Below are 22,999 nucleotides of genomic sequence, written 5' to 3' on the forward strand. Positions count from 1 at the left end.
TGCGCTGCCGGCGCCGGCCGGCTCGCGTAACGTCCGACCCATGCCGAGGTCACTCTTCTGGAGCCGGACGGACACGGCCGGCACCGAGCACGCCGTCCTCGACGACGGCACCGGGTTCGCCGCTCGCGGCACCCAGCTCGCCGTGGACCCGATCGCATACACCTGCCGCTACCGGTTGGCCGCCGGGCCGGACGGGGCCACCACGTCACTGGAGGTGGAGGCCGAGGGGGCGGGCTGGTCGCGCCGCGTACGCCTGGAGCGCGGCGCGGGCGGGTGGCGGGTGACCGCCGGCGAGCAGGGCGACCTGGACGCGGCGCTGCGGGCCGCCGGGCACCCGCCGGCCGGCCTGCCGGGCGCCGACGACCCGGACCGGCTGCACGACGCCCTCGACGTGGACCTGGGCGGCTCCCCGCTCTTCAACAGCCTGCCGGTGCGCCGGCTCGGGCTGGCCGGCGCGCCGCCGGACCTCCCGCGCACGATCACCGTGGCCTGGGTGCTGGTGCCGAGCCTGGAGGTCGTACCCGCCGAGCAGGTCTACACGGCCCTCGGGCCGAACCGGGTCCGGTTCGCCAGCGACACCTTCCGCGCCGACCTGGAGCTGGACGGCAACGGCCTGGTGCTGCGCTACCCGGGCGTGGCCGAGCGGGTCGATGCCCGCTGAGCCCCGGCCGGCGTCGCCGGGCGGAGGCGGGAGGCGGCGTCGGCACGGTGATTCGTTCGCGTCATCAGGTCTGTAGCGCGGTGACCACCTCGGCGCCGGGGGCCGGCGGTCAGGCCGGCCAGGCGCCGGTGGCGAGGAAGCGCTCGACGGTGGCCAGGTGCGGGGCGAGGTCGAAGCCCTGCCCGGCAACCCATTCGTCGGCGTAGTAGGTGTCGGCGTACCGGTCGCCGGCGTCGCAGATCAGGGTGACCACCGAGCCGGTCCGCCCCTCGGCGAGCATCTCGGCGATCAGCCCGAAGGCGCCCCAGAGGTTGGTGCCGGTGGAGCCGCCCACCCGGCGGCCGAGCACGGCCGAGCCGGCCCGCATGGCGGCCAGCGAGGCGGCGTCCGGGACGGCCGTCATCCGGTCCACCACCGAGGGGAGGAAGGACGCCTCGACGGTGGGCCGGCCGATGCCCTCGATCCGGGAGCCCCGGCCGGTGCGCACCGACCAGTCGGCGGCCAGCCAGGCCAGATAGAACGCCGAGTTCTCCGGGTCGACCACGCAGAGCTTGGTGGCCAGCCGCCGGTAGCGGGCGTACCGGCCGATGGTGGCGCTGGTGCCGCCGGTGCCGGCGCCCACCACGATCCAGGCGGGGATCGGGTGCCGCTCCAGGGAGAGCTGGGCGTAGATCGACTCGGCGATGTTGTTGTTGCCCCGCCAGTCGGTGGCCCGCTCGGCGTAGGTGAACTGGTCCATGAAGTGCCCGCCGGTGTCCTCGGCGAGCCAACGCGCCTCGATCACCACCTTGGCCGGGTCCTCCACCAGGTGGCAGCGCCCGCCGTGGAACTCGATCTGGCTGATCTTCTCCGGCGAGGTGGAGGCGGGCATCACCGCGATGAACGGCAGCCCGAGCATCCGGGCGAAGTACGCCTCGGACACCGCGGTCGAGCCGGAGGACGCCTCGATCACCGTGGTGGCCGGCCCGATCCAGCCGTTGCAGAGCCCGTAGAGGAAGAGCGAGCGGGCCAGCCGGTGCTTCAGCGAGCCGGTGGGGTGCACCGACTCGTCCTTGAGGTAGAGGTCGATCCCCCACTGACGGGGCAGCGGGAAGGGCAGCAGGTGGGTGTCGGCGGACCGGTTGGCGTCGGCCTCCACCGTGGCGATCGCCTCGGTCACCCACGCCCGGCTGGCCTCGTCGCACCGGTCCAGATGAGTCACGCCGGCAAGGTTACAAGCGAGCTCAGCTCGGCTCCGGCCCGACCCGGCGACGCTGCCGGCGCTGTCCGGCCCGACCGGCGGCGCGGACCACCGGGGTCAGCCCGAGCGCCAGCCGGGGCAGCGTGTCGAGGAGCCGAACCTGGGCGCCACGCCAGCGCGGCAGGCTGACCACCGGGCGCGGGTGGCGGGCCAGCCGGGCGGCCCGGGCCGCGACCCGCTGCGGCGTCAGCATCGTCCCGGTGAAGGAGGCCAGCGCGCCCGGGTCGTCCAGCCGGTCGTGCAGCATCGGCGTCCAGATCCCGTCCGGGCAGAGGCAGGACACGTGTACGTCCCGGAGCCCGGCCATCCGCAGGTCGGCCAGGGTGCCGAGGCTGAACGCCAGCAGCGCGTGCTTGCTGGCCGCGTAGACGGTCTCGCCGGGCGCGGCGACCAGGCCGGCGAGGGAGACGACGTTGAGCACGTGCCCGCGCCCCTGGGCGCGCATCACGTCGAGGGCGGCGAGGGTGCCGGTCATCGCGCCCAGCGCGTTCACCTCGACCACCCGCCGCCGGGTGGCCGCGTCGTGCCCCCAGGACGGGCCGGTGACCAGGATGCCGGCGTTGTTGACCCAGAGGCCGAGCCCGCCCCGGCCGGCCGCCTCCGCGGCGACCTCGGCGCAGACCGCCTCGTCCCGCACGTCCAGCGGCCGGGACCAGCCACCCAGCGGCGCGGCGGCCGCGCCGACCGCGTCGGCGTCCAGGTCGGTGAGGAGTACGGCCCAGCCGTCGGCGTGCAGCGCGGCAGCGATCGCCCGGCCGAGGCCGCCGGCCGCCCCGGTCACCACGGCCGCTCCGGGCGCCGGTGTCGTCATCGGCGCAAGGTATCGCCAGGGGACGGGCCAGCGCCAGGGCCGACAGGTCAGGACTTGGCCGGTTCCAGCGGCTGGGGCCGGTTCTCCCATTTGGTCGACAGCGCGATCCCGGTCCGGGTGGAGGCGACGCCGGGGGTGCGGTTGAGCCGCACGATCAGCTGCTCCAGCTCGGCGATGGTGCCGACCCGCGCCTTCAGCAGGAACGACTCGACGCCGGCCATGAAGTAGCAGGATTCGATCTCGGGCATCCGGCGGAACGCCTCGAGCACGTCGTCGGTGTCGCCGCCGGAGTCCTCGACGATGCCGATCAGCGCGGTCACGCCGAGCCCGATCGCCTCCGGCTCCACCTCGGCCCGGTACGCCCGGATGACGCCGCTGGACTCCAGCTTGCCGACCCGCTCGTGCACGGCCGGCGCGGAGAGGCCGACCTGCCGGGCCAGTTCGGCGTACGACAGGCGGGCGTTGCCGCGCAGCAGTTCGACGAGGCTCAGGTCGATGGCGTCCACGGAGTGTGACCTTAGCTGGCGGGGCGTAACGTCCGGCGGCCGGCATCCGTTGAACATGCAGTGCGTCATCGTTCGCATACTGATGGTCAAGGGGGATCTCCACCGGTACCATTTACTAACTTCTCACTCAGTGCGTTTTTCGCGTTTGGCGGACAGGCCAGGTCGCTGGTGCTGTAATTGCCATACGTCCCTCATGACGGCTCTGGGCTCGCACCGGCCGGGGGCAGTGTGTTCAGCCGGGGGCTTCGTCGACGCGAGGAGGGGGCTGTGGACACTGGAGATCGCCTGCTGACACCGGGTGAGGTCGCCGCGCTGTTTCGGGTAGACCCGAAGACTGTGACGCGTTGGGCGGCGGCCGGCCGGATAGGCAGCATCCGGACTCCAGGCGGGCATCGCCGGTTTCGGGAATCCGAGGTGCGGGCCCTGCTGGAAGGGGAGGGCATGCTGGACGAGGCGGAAGAGATGGGCAAGCCGCGCAACGTCGGCCCCGCCGCCTCGACCGGGCCGGGTCCGGCCAATGCCGGGATGTACTGAATGGTGCGAGATGGGAGCGCGGACCGGCCGCAGGGTCCGGTCCGCTTCCGTCTGAGCTGAGAGGCGCCGCGCTGCGGCTCCGGCTCAGGAGCGGTCGGCGCCGAGCTGCCCCGACCAGCGCCGGAACAACGTGTGCGGCACGCCGAGGGCGTCGAGCACCTTGCCGGCCACGAAGTCGACCAGCTGCTGCGCGGTGGCGGACGCCCCCGCGCCGTAGAAGCCGGGACTGGCCGGCAACACCACCGCGCCGGCGTCGTGCAGCGCGATCAGGTGTTCCAGGTGGCTACGGGTCACCGGCGTCTCCCGGGGCACCAGCACCACCGGGCGGCGCTCCTTGAGGTTGACCTCGGCGGCCCGCTGCAACAGATCCTTGGAGAGGCCGATCGCGATGCCGGCGCAGGCCGCCGTGCTGGCCGGCACCACCGCCATCCCGCGTACCCGGTAGGAGCCGCTGCTCGGTCCGGCCGCGAGGTCGCCGGCCGGCCAGTGCCGCAGGTCCGCGTCGTCGAGGTCCCGGCCCAGCCAGGCGGCCAGGTCCTCGGCCCAGTGGCCGTCCCGGAACGGACGCCCGGTCTCGTCGAGGACGGTCAGCCGGGCGGCCCGGGAGACGATCAGGTCCACCGGCTCGCCGGCGTCGAGCAGCCCCCGGACGACGGCCGCCGCGTACGGCGTGCCGGACGCGCCGGAGACCCCGACCACCCATGGTTCGCGCATGGCGCCCAGCCTGCCTGGTCGGCGTGGCGCCCCGGCGACCACCCCCCGTGTCACCGTTGACACCCCTTGTCCATGCGGACGGCGGGATCGCCACCGACCTGACATGCTGCCGTCGGCGATCCGCGCCGCGCGGGAGGGATCGAACATGGCCGACGGGATCCTCTGGTCGCTGCGGGCCGCCTGTCCCATTCCCCCCCGACTGTCGCCGTACGCCGATTCGGTGCAGGAGTGGCTGCTGGACCGGCTCCCCCGGCTCGGCCTGCCGCTGGACGCCGACGCCCTGGACCGGCTGGACCGGGCCGGCTTCGCCCGGTACGCCGGCCGGCTCTACCCGGACGCCGCCGAGCCGGACCTGCGGACCCTGGCCGCCCTCTTCACCTGGTTCTTCCTGGTCGACGACGCCTGCGACGGTCCCGACCGGCTGGCCCCGGAGCAGATCCGCGCGCTGCGGGCCGGGGCGCTGAGCCTGCTGCACGAGGGGCCCCGGCGCCGGCACCCCGGTTTCAGCGGTCCGCTGCGCCGGCTGCTGGTCGAGGGGTGGCGGCTGCCCCGGCGCCGGATGCCGGCCCGCTGGCGGCTGCGCTTCGCCGACGCGGTCGGCCACCACCTCGACGGGACGTGGCGGGAAGCGGTCGCCAAGGAGGCAGGTCGGGCGCCCGGGGTGGCGGAGTACGTCGAGCTGCGCCGGGCCACCTCGGCGGCGTACGTGTCGTACCCGTTGATCGAATTCGCGACCGGCCGGCCGTTGCCCGACCCGGTCTACCACCACCCGCTGCTGCGCCGGCTCGGCGAGCTCGGCAACGACCTGCTCTCCTGGTACAACGACGTCGCCTCGGTGGAGCGGGACCGGGCCACCTCGGGCGGGCACAACCTGGTGCTGGCGCTGGCCGCCGAGCGGGGCGTGCCGCTGGAGACGGCGGTGCAGCTGGTCGCCGACCGCTGGCGGGACTCGATGGCGCACTTCGTCGCGCTGCGCGCGGCGGTGCCGTCGTTCGGTCCGGCGCTGGACGAGTCGGTCGCCACCCACCTCGACGGGGTCGCGAACGCGGTCCGCGGCACCGTCGACTGGACCCTGGAGAGCGCCCGCTACCCCCTCCCCGCCTACCCCCTCCCCGCCCACCCCTGACCCCCGCGCCGCGCCCGCCCGGGCGGGCGCGGCGTGGGGTCAGGGGCGCAGGTGAAGGCGGATCACCAGGTCGAGCAGGGCGAAGACGAAGAGCGCGATGCCGACGAAGCCGTTCGCGGTGAAGAACGCCCGGTTGACCTTGCTCAAATCGGTCGGGCTGACCACCAGGTGCTGGTAGCCGAACGCGACCGCGGTGAACGCCAGCCCGATCCACCAGAGCCAGCCGAAGCCGACCAGCGCACCGAACCAGATGAAGAGCGCGAAGGTCACCACGTGCGCGACGGTCGAGGCGTGCAGCGCGAACCGCAGGCCGTAGCGCGCGGGGACGCTGTGCACGCCGATCTCCCGGTCCACGTCGGCGTCCTGGCAGGCGTAGATCAGGTCGAAGCCGCCGATCCAGAGGCCGACCGCGGCACCGAGCAGCCAGGCCGGCCAGGAGCCGTCCAGGGTGCCGGTGACCGCGAGCCAGGCGCCGACCGGGCCGACCGCCTGGGCGATCGCCAGGATGGCGTGCGGCCAGTTGGTGAACCGCTTGCCGTACGGGTAGACGACCAGCGGGATCACCGCGAGCGGGGCGAGCACCAGGCAGAGCGGGTTGAGCAGGGCGGCGGCGGCCAGGAAGACCACCAGCGCGACCGCCGCGCCGGTCCAGGCCGTCCGGACGCTCACCGCCCCGGTGACCAGCTCCCGGTTCGCGGTACGCGGGTTCCGGGCGTCGATCCGCCGGTCGAGGATCCGGTTCGCGGCCATCGCGAACGTCCGCGCCCCGACCATCGCGACGGTGATCAGCAGCAGGTCCAGCCAGCGCACCCGGCCGCCGTCGACCCGCATCGCGGTCAGCGCCGACAGGTACGCGAAGGGCAGCGCGAAGACCGAGTGCTCGATCGCGACCAACTTGAGGAAGGACGTGACGCGGCCGGGCCGCTCCAGCACAGCCGTCATCAGATTCCGTACTCCTTCCAGCGCTTGTCGACCAGCGAGACCACCTCGGGCGACATCGACATCTCCTCCGGCCAGCCCCGGGTGTAGCCCTCGGTCGGCAGCTTGCGGGTGGCGTCGACGCCCACCTTGCCGCCCCAGAACTGCTGGTACGACGAGTGGTCCAGGTGGTCCACCGGCCCCTCGGTGAGCAGCAGGTCCCGGGCGTAGTCGACGTTGCCGAAGGCGCGGAAGGCGACCTCGTTGTAGTCGTGCACGTCGCAGTCCTCGTCGACGATCACGATCAGCTTGGTCAGCGACATCAGGTGCGCGCCCCAGATCGCGTTCATCACCTTCTGCGCGTGCTTCGGGTAGCGCTTGCGGATCGACACGATCGCGCAGTTGTGGAAAACCCCGGCGGCCGGCAGGTCGTAGTCGACGATGTCCGGGATCAGCAGCTTGAGCAGCGGCTGGAAGATCCGCTCGGTGGCCTTGCCGAGGCCGTGGTCCTCCTGCGGCGGCTTGGAGGTGACGATCGAGTGGTAGACCGGGTCGCGCTGCATGGTCATCGCCTCGATGTGCAGCACCGGGAACGGCTCGACCGGGGTGTAGAAGCCGGTGTGGTCGCCGAACGGCCCCTCGGGCAGCCGCTCGCCGGGCTCCAGGTAGCCCTCCAGCACCACCTGGGCGTGCGCCGGCACCTGGAGCGGCACGGTCAGGCAGTCGACCATCTCCACCCGCTCGCCGCGGAGGAAACCGGCGAACAGGTACTCGTCGATGTCACCGGGGAGCGGCGCGGAGGCGGCGTACGAGACCACCGGGTCGCAGCCGATCGCCACCGCGACCGGCAGCCGCTCACCGCGCCGCTCGGCCACCGCGTGGTGGGCGGTGGAGTCCTTGTGGATCTGCCAGTGCATGCCGAGGGTGTTGCGGCTGTGCTGCTGCAGCCGGTAGAGGCCGAGGTTGCGCTTGCCGGTCTCCGGGTGCTTGGTGTGGGTCAGCCCGTAGTTGTGGAAGATCCCGCCGTCGCCGGGCCAGACCTGCAGGCCGGGCAGCCGGCCCAGGTCGACGTCGTCGCCCCGGTAGACCACCTGTTGGCAGGGCGCGGTCTTCACCTTGCGCGGCGGCACCGACTTGAGCTGCATGACCTTGCCGAGGCCCTCGCGGATGCCGGACCAGCCGACCGGCAGCTCCGGCTTGATCAACGCGCCGATCCGCGCGCCGATCTCGTCCAGCGATTCGACGCCCAGCGCCATCGCCATCCGCTTCTCGGTGCCGAAGAGGTTGATCGCCATCGGCATCTCGCCCCGGGTGGGGCGCTCGAAGAGCAGCGCCGGCCCGCCGGCGCGGACGGTCCGGGTGACCACCTCGCTGATCTCCAGGGTGGGGTCGACCGGGACGTCGATCCGGCGCAACTCCCCCGCGCGTTCCAGCGCCGCGAGGAAGTCCTTGAGATCGGTGTACGGGAAGCCACGAGCCGCCATGGCTGCCAGTCTCCCGCACCGCTCACCGGGTCGACCAAGCCGGGTGGTGTGACCCCCGCGATCCCGGTTGCCCGCCGCGCGGGCATGGCCGGAACGCGGCCGGGTAGTCGGGCCCGACGGATGGAGGGGGCGGTGATGGGCGAGGGACGGATTCCGGAGGGGTTCACCGAGCAGCGGACCCGGGTCGGCGACGTCACGATCAACTATGTCCGGGGCGGCCGGGGGCCGGCCCTGGTGCTGCTGCACGGCTATCCGCAGTGCTGGCACATGTGGCGGCACCTGCTGCCCGAGCTGGGACGGTCGTTCGAGGTCGTGGCGCCCGACCTGCGCGGCTTCGGCGACAGCGACGCCCCGGCCGCCGGGTATGACAAGAAGAACCTCGCCACCGACCTGCACGGCCTGCTGAGCGGGCTGGGCCTGGACCGGGACATCCGGCTGGTCGGCCACGACGTGGGCACCATGGTCGCCTACTCCTACGCCGCCGCCCATCCCGACCGGGTCTCGCGGCTGGTGCTCAGCGAGGCGCCGATCCCCGACGAGAGCATCTACGCCCTCCCCGCGCTGACGGCGGCCGGCCCGGCGGTGTGGAACTTCGGCTTCTTCAACCTCATGAACGGTCTGCCGGAACAGCTCGTCGCCGGCCGGGAGACGCTCTGGGTGGACCGGTTCACCGACTCGATCATGGTCAACAAGGGCAGCATCGGCCTGGACGACATCGAGGAGTACGCCCAGCACCTGCGCGACCCGGCCCACCTGCGCGCGAGCTTCGACTACTTCCGCGCGTTCGGACAGGACATCGCGGACAACGCGGCGTACCGGGCGACCCGGCTGCCGATGCCGGTGCTCGCGATCGGCGCCCGGGCCAGCCTCGGCGGCCAGGTGGCCGACCAGGTCCGCCGGTACGCCGACGAGGTCACCGGCGAGGTGGTCGAGGAGTGCGGCCACTGGCTCTTCGAGGAGCGGCCGGCCGAACTGCTCGCCCTGCTGCTGCCCTTCCTGCGTGGTTGACGGCCGCGATCAGGCGGCCGGCCGCCAGGCGTACGCGGCCAGGGGCGGGTCGAGTGGGGCGTCGATGAGGCGGTTGGCGAAGGTGGAGATCGTGTACGTCCCGACGCCGAGCACCACGTCCAGGGCGTGCCGGGGCCGGAAGCCCGCGTCGAGGAAGGCGCGCAGCTCGTCGTCCGGGACGGCGCCCCGGTGGTCGAGCACGGCCAGGGTGAACCGGCGCAGCGCCTCCAGCCGCGGGTCGGGCAGCTCGGTGCCGGCTCGCAGCGCGGCGACCAGCTCCGGGGCGGCGTCGGCACTGGTCAGCGTGGCGGTGTGCATGGCCACGCAGACGTGGCACTCGTTGCGGGTGGCCACGGTCAACACGACCACCTCCCGCGCGACCGGATCGAGGTCGGTGGACTCGAAGGTGGCGCTGGCGGTGAGGAAGCCCTTGAGCAGCTCGGGGGACTCCGCCATCAGGGCGACGGCGGTGGGCAGGTGGCCGAGCCGGCGGTGCACCCCGGCCATGGTGGGCCGGGCGGCGGCGGGTGCGGTGTCAGGGGTGTGGGCGGTGAAGACCGGTCGGGACATGGCGAGCCCTCTCGCGTACGATGGACAACGTGGTTGACCAAATAGTAAACGGAGTTGTCGAACGTGGCAACGCCTGATCCGGGGCGTCCCGGCTTCGCGCTCCCCCTGCTGCTGCTCGCCGGCTTCCGTACGCTCATCGACGACCTGCACGCGGAGCTCGCGCGGCAGGGGCATCCCGAGCTGCGGCCGGTGCACGGCTTCGTCCTCCAGGCCGTCGGGACGGAGGGCACCACCGCGTCCGAGCTGGGCCAGCGCCTCGGCGTCTCCAAGCAGGCCGCCGGCAAGACGGTGGACCGGCTGGTCGCCCTCGGCTACCTGGAACGCGCCGACGACCCCGCCGACGCCCGCCGCAAGCTGGTCCGGCTGACGGACAAGGGCCTGGACGGCCTGCGCCGCTCGGCGGTCGTCTTCGACCGGCTCCGCGAGCGCTGGACGGCCATTCTCGGCGAGGAGCGGGTCGCCGCGATGGAGGACGACCTGCACCGCGTCGCCCAGCCGAACTTCTTCCGCCTCGACGTCCCCGGCTGGTTCGGCGGCTGAGCCGGCCAGCCCATGATCGTCTAAACGTCAGCGCCCCGACACGCCGCGGTCATCGCTCGCCGGTGTAGAGCACGCCGGGGTCCACCAGGACCACGTCCGACTGAGCGGATGCCGGATCGCTCACGGGCCGACGCCGAGCGGCGACCAGGGTCAGTTGACGCCGGCGTACGAGTGCAGGCCGGTGAAGAAGAAGTTGACCCCGAACAGGTTCATCAGCATGGTCAGGAAGCCGAGCACCGCGATCCAGGTGGCCACGTTGCGCTTCACGCTCGGGGTGGCCCGGGCGTGCAGGTAGCCGGCGTAGACCACCCAGGAGATGAACGCCCAGGTCTCCTTCGGGTCCCAGCCCCAGGCCCGGCCCCAGGCCGCCTCGGCCCAGATCGCTCCGGCGATCACCGCGAAGGTGAAGATCGGGAAGGCGAAGGCGTGCAGCGCGAAGGTCAGCCGCTCCAGGCCGGCCGCCCCCGGCAGCCGCCGGGCCAGGATGTACGGGAAGCTCCGCTTGCCGGCCTCGTACCCGTTGCGCAGCAGGAACGCCGCGGCCGGCACCACGCCCAGCAGGAAGATGCCGGAGGCGAAGACGATCGTCGACACGTGGATGACGAACCAGTACGACTGCAGCGCCGGCATCAGCGGCACCACCTGGACCTTGAGCTTCAGCTCGGCGAAGGCCAGCAGCAGCACCATGACCAGGGTCAGGAAGAGGCCGAGCCGGCGCAGCGCGGGGCGCTTCCAGAGCACCGCCAGCCAGGCCGCCGTCCCGATGAAGGTGACCGTCAGCACGAACTCGTACATGTTGCCCCAGGGCATCCGCTCGGCGGCGACGCCCCGGGCGACCAGCGCGCCGAGGTGAAGCACCGCGGCGAGCGCGGTGACCCAGGCGGCGATCCGGCCGGCCAGCCGGGCCCGCTCCGCCGACCGGCTGCGCCGGGTCTCGGCGGGTGCCGGCGAGACGGGCACGTCGGCGGAGCCGCCGCTGCCACCCACCCCGGCGCCGACCAGCTCGCGGGCGGGGGCGGCGGTGACCGCGCGGGCGTTGCCGAGCGCGTACTCGACGGCGTGGCTGATCATCGAGACCAGGTACGCCAGGATGGCGAACGCCACCAGCAGTTCGGAGAGTGCGGACATCACTCGTCTCCTTCTCGCGCCCGCCGGTCGGCCCGGCCGCCGTCGCTCACCGCGGCGGCCAGCTGCGCGAACTCGTCGGCGAACCCTGGATGCTCGGTGCGCGGCAGCCCACCGGCCTCCACCAAGCTACTACCGTTCGTCGGAGATCCGCTGCCGGGGTCGGTGGTCGTCACCCGGAACCAGACCCGGCGTCGCCGGGCGAAGAGCGAGCCCATCAGGCCGGCCAGCAGCACCACGCAGGCGCCGAGCATCATCGTCTGGCCGGGGTCGTGCCGCACCGACAGGGTGATGTACGGCTTCGTGCCGAGGAACTCCAGCGTGCTGCCGTCGTCCAGGGCCCACGTCTCGCCCGGGGCCAGCTTCTTGTTGCCGACCTGCTTGAGCTTGCCGTTGGTCACCTGGCGCTGGTCCAGCTGGTAGACCGAGCCGGGGATGCCGGCGTCCAGCCCCAGGTTGCCCCGGTACGCGACCAGCACCACCGCCGGGTTGCGCTCGGTCGGGTACTGCGACTCGGCGAACGGCGCGCTCTCCGGCGCGGTCGGCAGGTAGAGCCCCTCGAAGGCGACCTGCTGGTCGGGGGCGCGCTTGCCGGTCTTCGGGTCGACGTTGGCGTCCGGGAAGGCGGCCAGCCCCTCGCTGGTGAGGTTGGCGTCCCCGGTGGTGAGGAACGGCACGGTGCTGGTCTGGCTGCGGCCGTACTTGTCGGTGTACTTCAGGATCGGGGCGTACCCGTGGCCGAGCAGGTAGACGTTGGCCGAGCCAAGACGCAACGGGGAGTTGACCGAGAAGCCGGCCTGCCGCGTCGCGCCGTCCCGCTCGTCCACGGTGACCGTGGCCCGGTAGCTCTCCGGCTGGCCGGAGGGGAGGAACCGGGCGTCGAAGTCGTCCAGGGTGAGGCAGAACGGCGGCAGGTCGGCACTGTCCACCCGCGGGCCGAGCTTCGCCTCGGCGTACTGCTGCCGGGTGTTGCAGAACGCGTTCTCCTCGCCGGCCACCAGCAGCTTGTTGCCGTGCCAGCCGTACCAGGAGCCGAGCGCGACCCCGAGCAGCACGGCGACCAGTGAAGTGTGGAAGAGCAGGTTGCCGGTCTCCTTGAGGTAGCCCTTCTCGGCAGAGACCTCGTTGCCGCGGACCTCGACCCGCCAGCGGCGGCGGCGCAGCACCGCGGCGATCGCCGCCGGGTCGGCGGCGGCCGGGGACTCCAGCACCGCGTGCTGCGGCAGCCGCTCCAGCCGCTTCGGCGCGGCCGGCGGGCGGGACCGCAGCGCGCGGAGGTGGTCGCGCATCCGGGGCAGGACGCAGCCGATCAGCGAGGTGAAGAGCAGCAGGTAGATCGCGGAGAACCAGATCGAGCCGAAGACCTCGAAGGCGCCGATCCGGTCGAGCTTCGGGGCCAGGTCGGGGTGGTCGACGAAGTACTGGTTGACCTTCTCCGGGTTGACCCCGCGCTGGGGCAGCACCGAGCCGGGGATGGCGGCGACCGCGAGCAGGAAGAGCAGGATCAGCGCGGTACGCATGCTGGTCAGCTGCCGCCACGAGTTGCGCAGCAGCGCCAGCACCGGGTGGGTCCGGCGCCGGGGCGCCTCGGCGGGCGGGCTCGCCGGCCGGTCGTCCACGGTCGTCATCAGATGCTCACCTCGCCCACGCCCACGGTCGTCTGCAGCCAGATCACGAAGTTCTGCCAGCCGCCGGTGACCAGCGCCAGGCCGATCAGGATCAGCAGGGCGCCACCGATCCGGGTCACCCAGCGGCTGTTGCGCCGGACGGCGCGGAACACCCCGAGCAGGCGGTGGAAGCCCAGCCCGAAGGCGACGAACGGTACCCCCAGCCCGAGGCAGTACGCCACGGCCAGCACCACGGCCCGGTCGGTCTGCCCGCCGGCGGTGGCCATGCCGAGCACCGCGCCGAGCGTCGGGCCGGTGCAGGGCAGCCAGCTGAGCGCGAAGACCGCGCCGAGGACCGGTGCGCCGAGCAGCCCGGCGGCGGGCAGCCGCTCGATCCGGAACTCGCGCTGCATCCCCGGGACCACGCCGAGGTAGCTGAGCCCGAGCAGCACGACCAGCGCGCCGATGACGATCTCCAGGGTCCGCTCGTGGTCGAAGAAGACCCGGCCGAAGCTGGCGAAGAGGATCGCGGTGGCGGTGAAGACCACGGTGAAACCGGCGATGAAGAGCAACGTCCCGGCGAGTACCCGCCCCTTGACCGCGACCACCGGCCGGGTCGCCACGGCCACGCCACCCGAACCGGCCGGCTCGTCGGGCGCGGTCCGGGCCCGGCCCTCCAGGTCCGCGCCGGCCAGCCCCGTGACGTACGACAGGTAGCCCGGCATCAACGGCAGCACGCACGGGGAGAGGAAGCTGACCAGCCCGGCGAGTGCCGCCGCGCCGATGGCCAGCAGCAGCGGGCCGGACTGGGCGAGCTCGCGGAACGTCTCGCCCATCAGCGGGAACCGTCGGACGCCGGCTGCTCGGCGGCGATCTTCTCGACGATCGGCTGCAGGCCGTCCTGCTTGACCGCGGCCCGGATCACCGTGGCGATCCGGCCCTCCCGGTCCAGCACGACCGTCGCGGGCGTGGTGTTCGGCGGGATGTCGAAGTTCAGGGCGAGCCGGCTGGCCGGGTCGAAGAGGCTCGGGTAGCTGACCCGGCCCTCCTCGAACGCGATGGCCTTGTCCTTGTTGTCCTGGACGTTGATGCCGAGAAAGGCCACGCCGGAGCCCTTGGTCGCCTGGTAGGTGGCCTCCAGGTCGTCGGCCTCGGCCCGACAGGGCGCGCACCAGGAGCCCCAGAAGTTGACCACGACCACCTGGCCGCGGGCCTGGGAGAGGTCGTAGCTGCCGCCGGTGAGCAGCTCACCGATCACCTTCGGGGTTTTCGACCGCTGGTCCGGGGCGCACTCGATGATGCCGCCGTTGTTGGCGCAGCGGCTCTCCTCGCTGCCGGAGGAGCAGCCGACCAGCGGCGTCCCGGCGGCGACGGCGGCGAGCAGGGCGGCGATCGGCCTCCGGGAACGCATCAGGCCCCCTTGGCCGTCCGGGCGGTCGGCGAGATCGCGATCAGGTGCGCGGCCGGCTCGGTGTAGCCGATCCCGGTCACCTTCGCGCCGTCGAAGTGGAAGGAGGTCAGGCTGGCCAGCCCGCACTGCCGCCGGCGCGGGTCGTGCCAGAGCCGCTTGCGCTCGACGTACCGGCGCAGGGTCCAGATCGGCAGCTGGTGGGAGACCAGCACCGCCTCCCGCCCCTCGGCGGCGACCCGGGCGGCGTGCACGGCGGCGAACATCCGCTCCGCGATGGTCACGTACGCCTCGCCCCAGGACGGGGTGACCGGGTCCCGCAGCACCCACCAGTTGCGCGGATCGCGGAACGATCCGTCGCCCGGCGAGACCTTCTTGCCCTCGAACCAGTTGGCGCTCTCGATCAGCCGCTCGTCCACCCCGACCGGGAGCCCGAACTGGGCGGCGATCGGCTCGGCCGTCTGCTGAGCGCGCTCCAGCGGGCTGGCCACCACGTGCACGACCTCGCGCTCGGCCACCGCCTGGGCGGCCGCCTTGGCCATCTGGACGCCCAACTCGGAGAGGCGGAAACCGGGCAGCCGGCCGTACAGGATCTGATCCGGGTTGTACACCTCGCCGTGCCGCAGCACGTGGACCACCGTCTTGCTCACGCCCTACCCCCCGTGACCGGCCGCTGCCGCCGCGTTCGCCGCCGCCGGAAGCGCGGCGGAGATCTGCTCCAGGGCGGCGTCGTCGATCGCCGCCGAGACGAACCACGACTCGAACGCGCTCGGCGGCAGGTAGACGCCGGCGGCGAGCATCGCGTGGAAGAACGCCTTGAACGCGGGCACCTGCTGGGTGCGGGCGCTGTCGTAGTCGACCACGTCGGCGTCGGTGAAGAAGATCGAGAACATGTTCCCGGCGTACGACAGCCGGTGCGGGACCCCGGCGGCGGCCAGCGCGTCGGCGGCCAGCTTGCCCACGACGGCGGCCGTCTCGTCGAGCCTGCGGTAGAGCGCGTCGTCGGCGAGTCGCAGCGTGGCCAGGCCGGCGGCGCACGCGAGCGGGTTACCGGAGAGCGTGCCGGCTTGGTAGACCGGACCGGCCGGGGCGAGTCGCGCCATGATCTCCGCGCGCCCGCCGAACGCCGCGGCGGGGAGCCCGCCGCCCATGACCTTCCCGTACGTCAAGAGGTCGGCGTCGGAGGCGTCGAGGCCGTGCCAGCCGGCGCGGGAGACCCGGAAGCCGGTCATCACCTCGTCGACGATGAGCAGCGCGCCGTGTGCGTGGGCGATCCGGGCGAGCTGCTGGTTGAAGCCGTCGCGCGGGGCGACCACGCCCATGTTGCCGGCGGCGGCCTCGGTGATGATCGCGGCGATGTGCTGGCCCTCGGCCGCGAACGCCGCCTCGACCGCGGTGACGTCGTTGTACGGCAGCACGATGGTGTCGCCCGCCGCCGCGCCGGTGACGCCGGGCGAGTCGGGCAGGCCGAGGGTGGCCACGCCGGAGCCGGCCGCGGCGAGCAGCGCGTCGGAGTGGCCGTGGTAGCAGCCGGAGAACTTGATGATCTTCGGGCGCCCGGTGAAACCACGGGCCAGCCGGATCGCCGACATGGTCGCCTCGGTGCCGGAGTTGACCAGCCGGACCTGCTCGACCGGGGTGCGGTCGACGATCTCGGCGGCCAGCTCGACCTCGCCCGGGGTCGGGGTGCCGAAACTGGTGCCGTGGCCGGCGGCCTCCCGCACGGCCTCGACCACCTCGGGGTGGGCGTGACCGAGGATCAGCGGACCCCAGGAGCAGACCAGGTCGACGTAGCGCCGACCGTCGGCGTCGTGGAGCCAGGGACCCTCCCCCCGGACCATGAAGCGGGGGGTGCCGCCGACGGCGTGGAACGCGCGCACGGGGGAGTTCACCCCGCCCGGCACGATGGCCTTGGCGCGGTCGAACAGGGCCTCGGAGGCCGGCGCGTCGGCCGGGTAGCGGCCGGATCCGGCGAAAAAGGTATCGGTCACGATGCGGCCATTGTGTCAGCGCCGAGCCGGCAATCCGCAGCCACCCCGGGGCGGGGGTTACCAGGCTCACCCATGGCGCGCGGGCGGAGCGGCCGATCGCCTCACCGGGCCCGGTCGTCAAGGTCGCGATAGGCTGACCGGGTGGATCGTACCGAACTGTCCATCACGGTACATCGGACGGGCGACGAAGCGGTGCTTCGCCTGGCCGGTGAGATCGACATGCTCACCGCCGCCCAACTGTCGACCGTCGTGAACGAGGTGCTCGCCGATCCCCCGCCGCGCATCGTGCTCGACCTGGGTGGGGTCAGCTTCTGCGACTCCCAGGGCCTGGGCACCCTGGTGGTGCTCAGCCGCAAGGCCAGCCGCTCGCAGAGCGTGCTGGTGCTCAGCAACGTCGGCGACTTCCTGCTCCGCGTCCTGGACATCACCGGACTCCGCTCCGCCCTGATGATCCGCAACGACTTCCCCACCTGACCCGCCCCCCTGCTCCCCGGCCCCGGCGTCCCCCCGCGATCCAGGGGATGTCGTCGCTCGTTGATCTCTACGCACGAACATCGGCCCTGAATCGACGGGGCGGGGAGAGCTGGAGGGTCAGGGGACGGGGACGTCGCGGCGGCGGAAGGTGAGCAGGCCGGCCAGTGCCATCGCCAGCGCCAGCACCGTCAGGACCACCAGCGGGGTGGCGCTCCAGCCGGTGCCCAGCACCTGCGGGGTGTGGCTGAACGGGGAGATGTCCAGCAGCCACCGGCTCAACTTCAGCACCGCCCCGACCTGGCCGATCAGCACGCAGACGGCGAGCACCGCCCAGGAGAGTGCGGTGAGCCGGGGCAGCAGGCCGTGCAGCAGCACCGCGAGGCCGGCCAGCACCCAGGCGGCCGGCACCTGCGCCAGGCCCGCGCCGAGCATCCGGGGCAGCTCGCCCGGCACGTCACCCACGCTGAGCCCGTAGGTCAGGCCGGTGGCGAGCCCGGCGGCGGCCAGCACCACCGCCGGCCCGAGCAGGGCGAAGACCAGGTGCGAGGCGACCCAGCGGGATCGGCTCACCCCGGTGGCCACCAGCGGCTCGGCCCGCCCGGCGGTCTCCTCCGACCGCATCCGCAGCGCGGCCTGGATGCCGAAGCCTGCGGCGGCCAGCCCGACGAAGCTCAATGTCCCACCGAGGTAGGCCTCGGCCAGCGCGGAGGTCCCGCCCAGCCGGGCCAGGATCTCCTCCAGTTGGGCGTTGCCTGCGACGGCCTGACCGGCGGCCTCGGCGGCGCCGCCGAGGATCAGTCCGAGCAGGCCGAAGCCGACCGACCAGCCGAGCAGCTGTCCCCGGTGCAGGCGCCAGGCCAGCCCGAACGGCCCGGACAGCCCCCGGCCGGCGGTGGCCGGGCCGAGCCGGGGCGGCAGCAGCCCGGCGCCGAGGTCCCGCCGCACCGACACCGGGTACGCGACCGCGGCGAGCAGCACCGTCAGGGCCACTGGAAGCGCCAGCACCCACCACCGGTCGCCGACGTACGCCTGGACGCGCTCCGACCAGCCCAGTGGGGAGAGCCAGCTCAGCCAGTCCCGGTCGCCGGCGTCCCCGGCGAGCCGGAGCGCGAAGGCCAGCCCCAGCACCGCGACCCCGATCCCCCGGGCGCCGCCCGCGGTCTCGGTGAGCTGGGCGGCGAGCCCGCCGACGGTGGCGAAGACGATGCCGACCAGCGCCGCAGCGAGCCCGTACGCCAGGGACCCGGCCACCGGCAGGCCGGTGGCGACCAGGCCGGCGGCGGTGAGCAGGCCGAGCAGCAGGTTCGCCCCGTACGTCACCAGCAGCGCGGCGGTGAGCCCGGCGTACCGGCCGAGGACGGTGGCGCCGAGCAGCTCGCGGCGGCCGGCCTCCTCCTCCGTGCGGGTGTGCCGGACGACGGTGAGCAGGCCGACCAGCCCGATGATCACCGACAGGAAGCCGCCGCGCTGGGCGGTGAGCGCGCCGACGCTGTCGCCGTACACCGGGCCGAGCAGCGCGACGATCGACGGGTTGTTCCCGGTGCCGGAGGCGTACGCGGCCCGCTCGGCGGCGGTCGGGTAGAGCTCGAAGAAGCTGGTCGCGTACGTCATCGGCAGGACGGCCAGCAGCAGGATCCAGATCGGCAGCACCGCCCGGTCCCGGCGCAGGATCAGCCGGACCAGGTGGCGGGTGCCGGCGAGCGTGCTCATCGGGCCACCTCGGCCGGCTCGCCGGTCGTCTCGTAGTGCCGCAGGAACAGCTCCTCCAGCGTGGGCGGCTGGCTGACCAGACTGCGTACGCCGATCTCGGTGAGCTGGCGCAGCGCGGCGTCCAGGGCCGGGGTGTCCACGTCGAAGCGGACCCGGTTGCCGTCCACCCGCAGGTCGTGCACGCCGGCGAGGTCGGCGAGCCCGTCCAGCGGGCCGGCGATCTCCGCGTCGATGGAGGTGCGGTGCAGGTGCCGCAGCTCGGTCAGGGTGCCGGTCTCCACGTCCCGGCCGTTGCGGATGATCGTCACCCGGTCGCAGAGCGCCTCCACCTCGGCGAGGATGTGGCTGGAGAGCAGCACGGTGCGGCCGTCCCGCTTGGCCCGGCCCACCCACTGCTGGAAGACCTCCTCCATCAGCGGGTCGAGCCCGGAGGTGGGCTCGTCGAGGATGAGCAGCTCGACGTCGGAGGCGAGGGCGGCGACCAGGCCGACCTTCTGCCGGTTGCCCTTGGAGTAGGCCCGCCCCTTCTTGCGCGGGTCCAGCTCGAACGACTCCAGCAGCTCGGCCCGGCGCTTCGGGTCGAGCCCGCCGCGCATCCGGCCGAGCAGGTCGATCACCTCTCCGCCGGAGAGCTGGGGCCAGAGGGTGACGTCACCGGGGACGTACGCCAGCCGGCGGTGCAGCGCGACGGCGTCCCGCCACGGGTCGCCGCCGAGGAGTCGGACGGCCCCCGCGTCCGCCCGCAGCAGTCCGAGCAGCACCCGGATGGCGGTCGACTTGCCGGCGCCGTTGGGGCCGAGGAAGCCATGCACCTCACCGGCGCGGACGGTGAGGTCGAGTCCGTCGAGCGCTCGGGTCCGGCCGAAGGTCTTGACCAGGCCGGTCACCTCTATGGGAGTTTCCATGTATCGGAAGCTACACTCGTTTCACAAAGTTGTGAAGGCAGTGATATCTGAGGCACGATCGGCTTCCCGACCCGCAGTGAGGAGCGTCCACGGATGGCTGACGAACGCCGGCCCACGCCGCACGAGGAGGAGGTCCACCTCTTCGTCGAACGGATGGCGATGGCCTTCGCGGACGTCGGTTTCCCGCGGATGGCCGCCCGGGTGCTCTTCGCCGTGATGAGCGCCGACGAGCCGCTCACCGCGGCCGAGATCGGCGAGCGGCTGGGGGTCAGCGCGGCGGCGGTCTCCGGCGCGGTCCGCTACCTGACCCAGTTCGGCATGCTGGTCCGGGAGCCGGTGAAGGGGTCCCGGCGGGACCGCTACCGGATGCCGGACAACCCCTGGTACGAGGCGACGATCACCAAGACCGGCCTCTACAAGAACTTCATCGACATCGCCACCGCCGGCGTCGACGCGCTGCGCGGTCCGGCGACGCCGGCCGGTGAACGGGTCGCCGAGATGCGCGACTTCTTCGTCTTCGTCCAGGAAGAGATCGACTCCCTGGGCGAACGCTGGCGCGCCCGCCGCGCCGCCACCGGCCACGGCCCCCGCACCGACGCCTGACCCGCACGTTCACGGAAAGAGTGGCCATCCCGACGCGGATGGCCACTCTTTGCGTAAAAGTGCACGGATCCTGGCGGCGGCTCAGTGGGGGTTGCCCCAGCGGGCCTGCTCGAGGAGCTCCACGGCGCGGTCCCGGGACTCCGCGTCGTCGCCACCCCGCAGCAGCGTCGTCGCCTCGTCGACGGCGTCGGTGAGCACCCGCCACTGGGCGTCCCGCTCCCGCACCACGTCGGACTGCGCGGCCAACTGCCGGGTCTTCACCCACAGGTCCACGAAGACCGAGACCTTGGCCCGCAGCACCCACGGGTCGAAGGGCTTGGTCAGGTAGTCCACCGCGCCCACCGCGTAGCCGCGCAGGGCGAGCTGGGCGTCCTTGTCGGCGGCGGTGAGGAAGATGATCGGCACGTGCCGGGTCCGCTCCCGCCGCTTGATGTGGCTGGCGGTCTCGAAGCCGTCCATGTCCGGCATCTGGGCGTCCAGCAGGATCACCGCGAAGTCGTCCACCAGCAGCTGCTTCAGCGCCGCCTCACCGCTCTCCACGGCGACGGACTGCACCGGGAGCCCCTGCAGGATGGCCTCCAGGGCCATCAGGTTCTCCCGCCGGTCGTCCACCAGCAACGCCTTGGCCGTCTGCGTCACGAATTCTCCTCGCCTCGGCTGCCGCTGATCCAGGACGCCATCCGCTCGATCAGCTCGTCCAGGTCCACCGGCTTGGTGATGTAGTCGCTGCCACCGGCCGCCAGCGCCGACTCGCGGTCGCCCGGCATCGCCTTCGCGGTCAGGAAGACGATCGGCAGGTCCGCGAAACGGTGGTTGCGACGGATCTGCCGGGTGGTCTCGTACCCATCCTGGTCGGGCATCATCGCGTCCATCAGCACGATGTCCACCTCCGGATGCTCGGCCAGCAGGCGGACACCGTCCGCCCCGTTGTCCGAGTACAACACGGTCATCCCGTGCAGTTCCAACGCGCTGGTCAGCGCGAAGACGTTGCGCACGTCGTCGTCCACGATCAGCACGGTCGCGCCGTCGAGCTGCCGGGTCACCGGCGCCTCCGGCCGCGCCGGCAACAGCTCCATCGGGGGCATCAGCAGCGACGACGGCAGGCCCGCGCGCTGCGGCGACGGCGGCTGCGGCGCCACCACCGCGTCCGGCGCCAGCACGTCGGGTACGAACAGGGTGAAGGTCGAGCCCTGCCCCGGCGCCGACGACACGGTGATCGTGCCGCCGATCAGGCGGGCCAGGTCCCGGCTGATCGACAGCCCCAGCCCGGTGCCGCCGTAGCGGCGGCTGGTGGTGCCATCAGCCTGCTGGAACGCCTCGAAGATGAGCGAGAGCTTGTCGTCGGGGATGCCGATGCCGGTGTCGATCACGCTGAAGGCGATCACCTGGCGGGCGTTGGTCAACGCCGGCACGTCGAAGACCGCGTTCTCCGGCGCCGGGGCGATCCGCAGGGTGACCGCGCCGTTGTCGGTGAACTTCACCGCGTTGGAGAGCAGGTTGCGCAGGATCTGCTGCAACCGCTGGGCGTCGGTGACCAGCGCCGGGGGCAGCTCCTTGGCCACCCGCACCTGGAAGTCCAGGCCCTTCTCCTCGGCTTGCGGGGCGAACGCCTGCTCGACGTAGCCGCGGATCTCGGCGAACCGGATCTCGGTCGGCTCGACGTCCATCCGGCCGGCCTCGATCTTGGACAGGTCCAGGATGTCGTCGATCAACGAGAGCAGGTCCGAGCCGGCGCTGTGGATGGTGCGGGCGAACTCGATCTGCTTGCGGCTGAGGTTCTGCTCCGAGTTCTCCGCGAGCAGCCGGGACAGCAGGAGCAGCGAGTTCAACGGCGTCCGCAGCTCGTGGCTCATGTTGGCCAGGAACTCCGACTTGTACGCCGAGGCCCGGGTGAGCTGCTGCGCTTTGTCCTCCAGGCCGAGCCGGGCCAGCTCGATCTCCCGGTTCTTGGTCTCGATGTTGCCCTTCTGCTCCGACAGCAGCTTCGCCTTGTCCTCCAGCTCGGCGTTGGTGCGCTGCAACTCCGCCGACTGGTCCTGCAGCTCCAGCGCCAGCCGCTGCGACTGGGCCAGCAGCTCCTCCGTACGCCGGTTGGCCTGGATGGTGTTGACCGCGATGCCGATGGTGAGCACCAGCCGCTCCAGGAACTGAAGGTGCAGCTCGGAGAAGCGGGCCACGCTGGCGAACTCGATCACGCCGAGCAGCTCGCCCTCGAAGAGGACCGGGAGCACCACCAGGTCCGCCGGGGGCGTCTCGGCCAACCCGGACCGGAGGGTGAGGCGGCCGTCGGGCAGCGCGTTCAACCGGATCGTCCGGCGGGAGAGCGCAGCCTGGCCGACCAGCCCTTCCCCGGGCCCGAAGGTGACGTCATGCCCGCGGGCCACGAAGCCGTACGAGGCGGTCAGCCGCAGTCGCATCACGCCGTCGGAGGTGTCCGCCAGGAAGAACGCGCCGAGCTGCGCGTCGACCAGCGGGGTCACCTCCATCATGATCATGCGGCAGACCTCGCCCAGGTCGCGCTGCCCCTGGAGCAGGCCGCCGATCCGGGCCAGGTTGGAGTCCAGCCAGCCCTGCTCGGCATTCTCCTTGGTCGTCTCCCTGAGGGTGACGATCATCTGGTTGATGTTGTGCGTCAGCTCCGCGACCTCGCCCTGCGCCTTCACCGCGATCCGCTGGGTCAGGTCGCCGCGGGTCACCGAGGTGGAGACCTGGGCGATCGCCCGCAGCTGGGTGGTGAGCGTCGAGGCGAGCTGGTTGACGTTCTCGGTCAGGTCCCGCCAGGTGCCGGAGACCCCCTTCACCTGGGCCTGGCCGCCGAGCTTGCCCTCGGTGCCCACCTCCCGGGCCACCCGGGTCACCTCGTCGGCGAACGAGGAGAGCTGGTCGACCATCGTGTTGACGGTGTTCTTCAGCTCCAGGATCTCGCCCTGCGCGTCCACGGTGATCTTCTGACCGAGGTCGCCCTTCGCGACGGCCGTGGTGACCGAGGCGATGTTCCGCACCTGGCTGGTCAGGTTGGACGCCATCGAGTTCACGTTGTCGGTCAGGTCCCGCCACGTACCCA

The 22,999-nt window shown here is 72.6% G+C and carries 24 protein-coding genes; 7 read left to right on the forward strand and 17 right to left on the reverse strand.

What is annotated here, in order from left to right:
• Positions 1 to 40 precede the first annotated feature (40 nt).
• The gene (locus tag ACLQ2U_RS01510; RefSeq protein ID WP_425748664.1) at positions 41 to 661 is read left to right on the forward strand and encodes a putative glycolipid-binding domain-containing protein; all 621 of its coding nucleotides are present in this window, start codon (positions 41 to 43) and stop codon (positions 659 to 661) included.
• A gap of 109 nt (positions 662 to 770) precedes the next feature.
• On the opposite strand, the gene ACLQ2U_RS01515 is transcribed toward ACLQ2U_RS01510, so the two are convergent.
• The 3 genes from ACLQ2U_RS01515 to ACLQ2U_RS01525 are packed head-to-tail and all read right to left on the reverse strand — an operon-like array spanning position 771 to position 3,218.
• Complete coding sequence (locus tag ACLQ2U_RS01515) at positions 771 to 1,862, reverse strand: PLP-dependent cysteine synthase family protein (protein ID WP_425748665.1); 1,092 nt, start codon at positions 1,860 to 1,862, stop codon at positions 771 to 773.
• 22 nt (positions 1,863 to 1,884) lie between these two features.
• Positions 1,885 to 2,712, reverse strand: a complete 828-nt coding sequence (locus ACLQ2U_RS01520) for an SDR family NAD(P)-dependent oxidoreductase (protein ID WP_425748666.1) — start codon at positions 2,710 to 2,712, stop codon at positions 1,885 to 1,887.
• A gap of 47 nt (positions 2,713 to 2,759) precedes the next feature.
• Positions 2,760 to 3,218, reverse strand: a complete 459-nt coding sequence (locus ACLQ2U_RS01525; protein ID WP_425748667.1) for an Lrp/AsnC family transcriptional regulator — start codon at positions 3,216 to 3,218, stop codon at positions 2,760 to 2,762.
• Between the two features lie 267 nt (positions 3,219 to 3,485).
• On the opposite strand from ACLQ2U_RS01525, the gene ACLQ2U_RS01530 reads away from it, so the two are divergent.
• Positions 3,486 to 3,752, forward strand: coding sequence for a BldC family transcriptional regulator (locus tag ACLQ2U_RS01530; protein ID WP_088976967.1), 267 nt, complete (start codon positions 3,486 to 3,488; stop codon positions 3,750 to 3,752).
• A gap of 84 nt (positions 3,753 to 3,836) precedes the next feature.
• Here the strand turns inward: ACLQ2U_RS01530 and ACLQ2U_RS01535 are convergent, their stop codons facing one another.
• A complete protein-coding gene (locus ACLQ2U_RS01535) occupies positions 3,837 to 4,466 on the reverse strand; it encodes a UbiX family flavin prenyltransferase (RefSeq protein ID WP_425748668.1) in 630 nt (209 codons plus the stop codon).
• A gap of 145 nt (positions 4,467 to 4,611) precedes the next feature.
• Between ACLQ2U_RS01535 and ACLQ2U_RS01540 the strand changes: the two genes are divergently transcribed.
• Complete coding sequence (locus ACLQ2U_RS01540) at positions 4,612 to 5,592, forward strand: terpene synthase family protein (RefSeq protein ID WP_425748669.1); 981 nt, start codon at positions 4,612 to 4,614, stop codon at positions 5,590 to 5,592.
• A gap of 39 nt (positions 5,593 to 5,631) precedes the next feature.
• Here the strand turns inward: ACLQ2U_RS01540 and mqnP are convergent, their stop codons facing one another.
• Positions 5,632 to 6,534 (reverse strand): menaquinone biosynthesis prenyltransferase MqnP, encoded by a 903-nt coding sequence (mqnP, locus tag ACLQ2U_RS01545; protein ID WP_425748670.1) that lies wholly within the window; start codon positions 6,532 to 6,534, stop codon positions 5,632 to 5,634.
• Complete coding sequence (locus tag ACLQ2U_RS01550) at positions 6,534 to 7,994, reverse strand: menaquinone biosynthesis decarboxylase (protein WP_425748671.1); 1,461 nt, start codon at positions 7,992 to 7,994, stop codon at positions 6,534 to 6,536. Before ACLQ2U_RS01550 ends, mqnP begins: the two co-directional genes overlap by 1 nt.
• A 135-nt stretch (positions 7,995 to 8,129) precedes the next feature.
• On the opposite strand from ACLQ2U_RS01550, the gene ACLQ2U_RS01555 reads away from it, so the two are divergent.
• Positions 8,130 to 9,002, forward strand: a complete 873-nt coding sequence (locus ACLQ2U_RS01555; RefSeq protein WP_425748672.1) for an alpha/beta fold hydrolase — start codon at positions 8,130 to 8,132, stop codon at positions 9,000 to 9,002.
• Between the two features lie 9 nt (positions 9,003 to 9,011).
• Here the strand turns inward: ACLQ2U_RS01555 and ACLQ2U_RS01560 are convergent, their stop codons facing one another.
• Complete coding sequence (locus ACLQ2U_RS01560) at positions 9,012 to 9,572, reverse strand: carboxymuconolactone decarboxylase family protein (protein WP_425748673.1); 561 nt, start codon at positions 9,570 to 9,572, stop codon at positions 9,012 to 9,014.
• Between the two features lie 63 nt (positions 9,573 to 9,635).
• Here ACLQ2U_RS01560 and ACLQ2U_RS01565 point away from each other — a divergent pair, with 63 nt between their 5' ends.
• On the forward strand, positions 9,636 to 10,112 hold the full coding sequence (locus tag ACLQ2U_RS01565; RefSeq protein WP_425748674.1) for a MarR family winged helix-turn-helix transcriptional regulator: 477 nt from the start codon (positions 9,636 to 9,638) through the stop codon (positions 10,110 to 10,112).
• Positions 10,113 to 10,262: 150 nt separating this feature from the next.
• Here the strand turns inward: ACLQ2U_RS01565 and ccsB are convergent, their stop codons facing one another.
• The 6 genes from ccsB to hemL are packed head-to-tail and all read right to left on the reverse strand — an operon-like array spanning position 10,263 to position 16,243.
• Positions 10,263 to 11,240: a c-type cytochrome biogenesis protein CcsB gene (gene ccsB, locus ACLQ2U_RS01570; RefSeq protein ID WP_425748675.1), complete on the reverse strand. Its 978-nt coding sequence runs from the start codon at positions 11,238 to 11,240 to the stop codon at positions 10,263 to 10,265.
• On the reverse strand, positions 11,240 to 12,865 hold the full coding sequence (gene resB / locus ACLQ2U_RS01575; RefSeq protein ID WP_425748676.1) for a cytochrome c biogenesis protein ResB: 1,626 nt from the start codon (positions 12,863 to 12,865) through the stop codon (positions 11,240 to 11,242). The genes ccsB and resB overlap by 1 nt, the downstream gene beginning before the upstream one ends.
• Complete coding sequence (locus tag ACLQ2U_RS01580; RefSeq protein ID WP_425748677.1) at positions 12,865 to 13,680, reverse strand: cytochrome c biogenesis CcdA family protein; 816 nt, start codon at positions 13,678 to 13,680, stop codon at positions 12,865 to 12,867. Before ACLQ2U_RS01580 ends, resB begins: the two co-directional genes overlap by 1 nt.
• Positions 13,680 to 14,255, reverse strand: coding sequence for a TlpA disulfide reductase family protein (locus ACLQ2U_RS01585; RefSeq protein ID WP_425748678.1), 576 nt, complete (start codon positions 14,253 to 14,255; stop codon positions 13,680 to 13,682). Before ACLQ2U_RS01585 ends, ACLQ2U_RS01580 begins: the two co-directional genes overlap by 1 nt.
• Positions 14,255 to 14,902, reverse strand: coding sequence for a histidine phosphatase family protein (locus ACLQ2U_RS01590; RefSeq protein WP_425748679.1), 648 nt, complete (start codon positions 14,900 to 14,902; stop codon positions 14,255 to 14,257). The genes ACLQ2U_RS01585 and ACLQ2U_RS01590 overlap by 1 nt, the downstream gene beginning before the upstream one ends.
• Positions 14,903 to 14,905: 3 nt before the next feature.
• The gene (gene hemL, locus ACLQ2U_RS01595; RefSeq protein ID WP_425748680.1) at positions 14,906 to 16,243 is read right to left on the reverse strand and encodes a glutamate-1-semialdehyde 2,1-aminomutase; all 1,338 of its coding nucleotides are present in this window, start codon (positions 16,241 to 16,243) and stop codon (positions 14,906 to 14,908) included.
• A gap of 141 nt (positions 16,244 to 16,384) precedes the next feature.
• Between hemL and ACLQ2U_RS01600 the strand changes: the two genes are divergently transcribed.
• Positions 16,385 to 16,717 carry an STAS domain-containing protein gene (locus tag ACLQ2U_RS01600; RefSeq protein ID WP_425748681.1) on the forward strand — a complete coding sequence of 111 codons (333 nt, stop codon included), beginning with the start codon at positions 16,385 to 16,387 and terminating at the stop codon, positions 16,715 to 16,717.
• A gap of 117 nt (positions 16,718 to 16,834) precedes the next feature.
• Here the strand turns inward: ACLQ2U_RS01600 and ACLQ2U_RS01605 are convergent, their stop codons facing one another.
• Together ACLQ2U_RS01605 and ACLQ2U_RS01610 are read right to left on the reverse strand one after the other, a co-directional pair.
• Entirely contained in the window at positions 16,835 to 18,427 is a 1,593-nt protein-coding gene (locus tag ACLQ2U_RS01605; protein ID WP_425748682.1) for an ABC transporter permease, read from the reverse strand.
• Positions 18,424 to 19,332, reverse strand: a complete 909-nt coding sequence (locus ACLQ2U_RS01610; protein ID WP_425748683.1) for an ATP-binding cassette domain-containing protein — start codon at positions 19,330 to 19,332, stop codon at positions 18,424 to 18,426. The genes ACLQ2U_RS01605 and ACLQ2U_RS01610 overlap by 4 nt, the downstream gene beginning before the upstream one ends.
• Positions 19,333 to 19,425: 93 nt before the next feature.
• Between ACLQ2U_RS01610 and ACLQ2U_RS01615 the strand changes: the two genes are divergently transcribed.
• Entirely contained in the window at positions 19,426 to 19,935 is a 510-nt protein-coding gene (locus ACLQ2U_RS01615; RefSeq protein WP_425748684.1) for a GbsR/MarR family transcriptional regulator, read from the forward strand.
• A gap of 81 nt (positions 19,936 to 20,016) precedes the next feature.
• Here ACLQ2U_RS01615 and ACLQ2U_RS01620 read toward each other — a convergent pair whose 3' ends face one another.
• Both ACLQ2U_RS01620 and ACLQ2U_RS01625 read right to left on the reverse strand, forming a co-directional pair.
• Positions 20,017 to 20,574 carry a response regulator gene (locus ACLQ2U_RS01620; RefSeq protein WP_425748685.1) on the reverse strand — a complete coding sequence of 186 codons (558 nt, stop codon included), beginning with the start codon at positions 20,572 to 20,574 and terminating at the stop codon, positions 20,017 to 20,019.
• Positions 20,571 to 22,999: ATP-binding protein (locus ACLQ2U_RS01625; RefSeq protein ID WP_425748686.1), on the reverse strand; the 2,429-nt coding region annotated here is incomplete at its 5' end. The genes ACLQ2U_RS01625 and ACLQ2U_RS01620, both read right to left, overlap by 4 nt.

The organism is Micromonospora sp. DT47, assembly GCF_049844475.1.
GTDB lineage: Bacteria > Actinomycetota > Actinomycetes > Mycobacteriales > Micromonosporaceae > Micromonospora.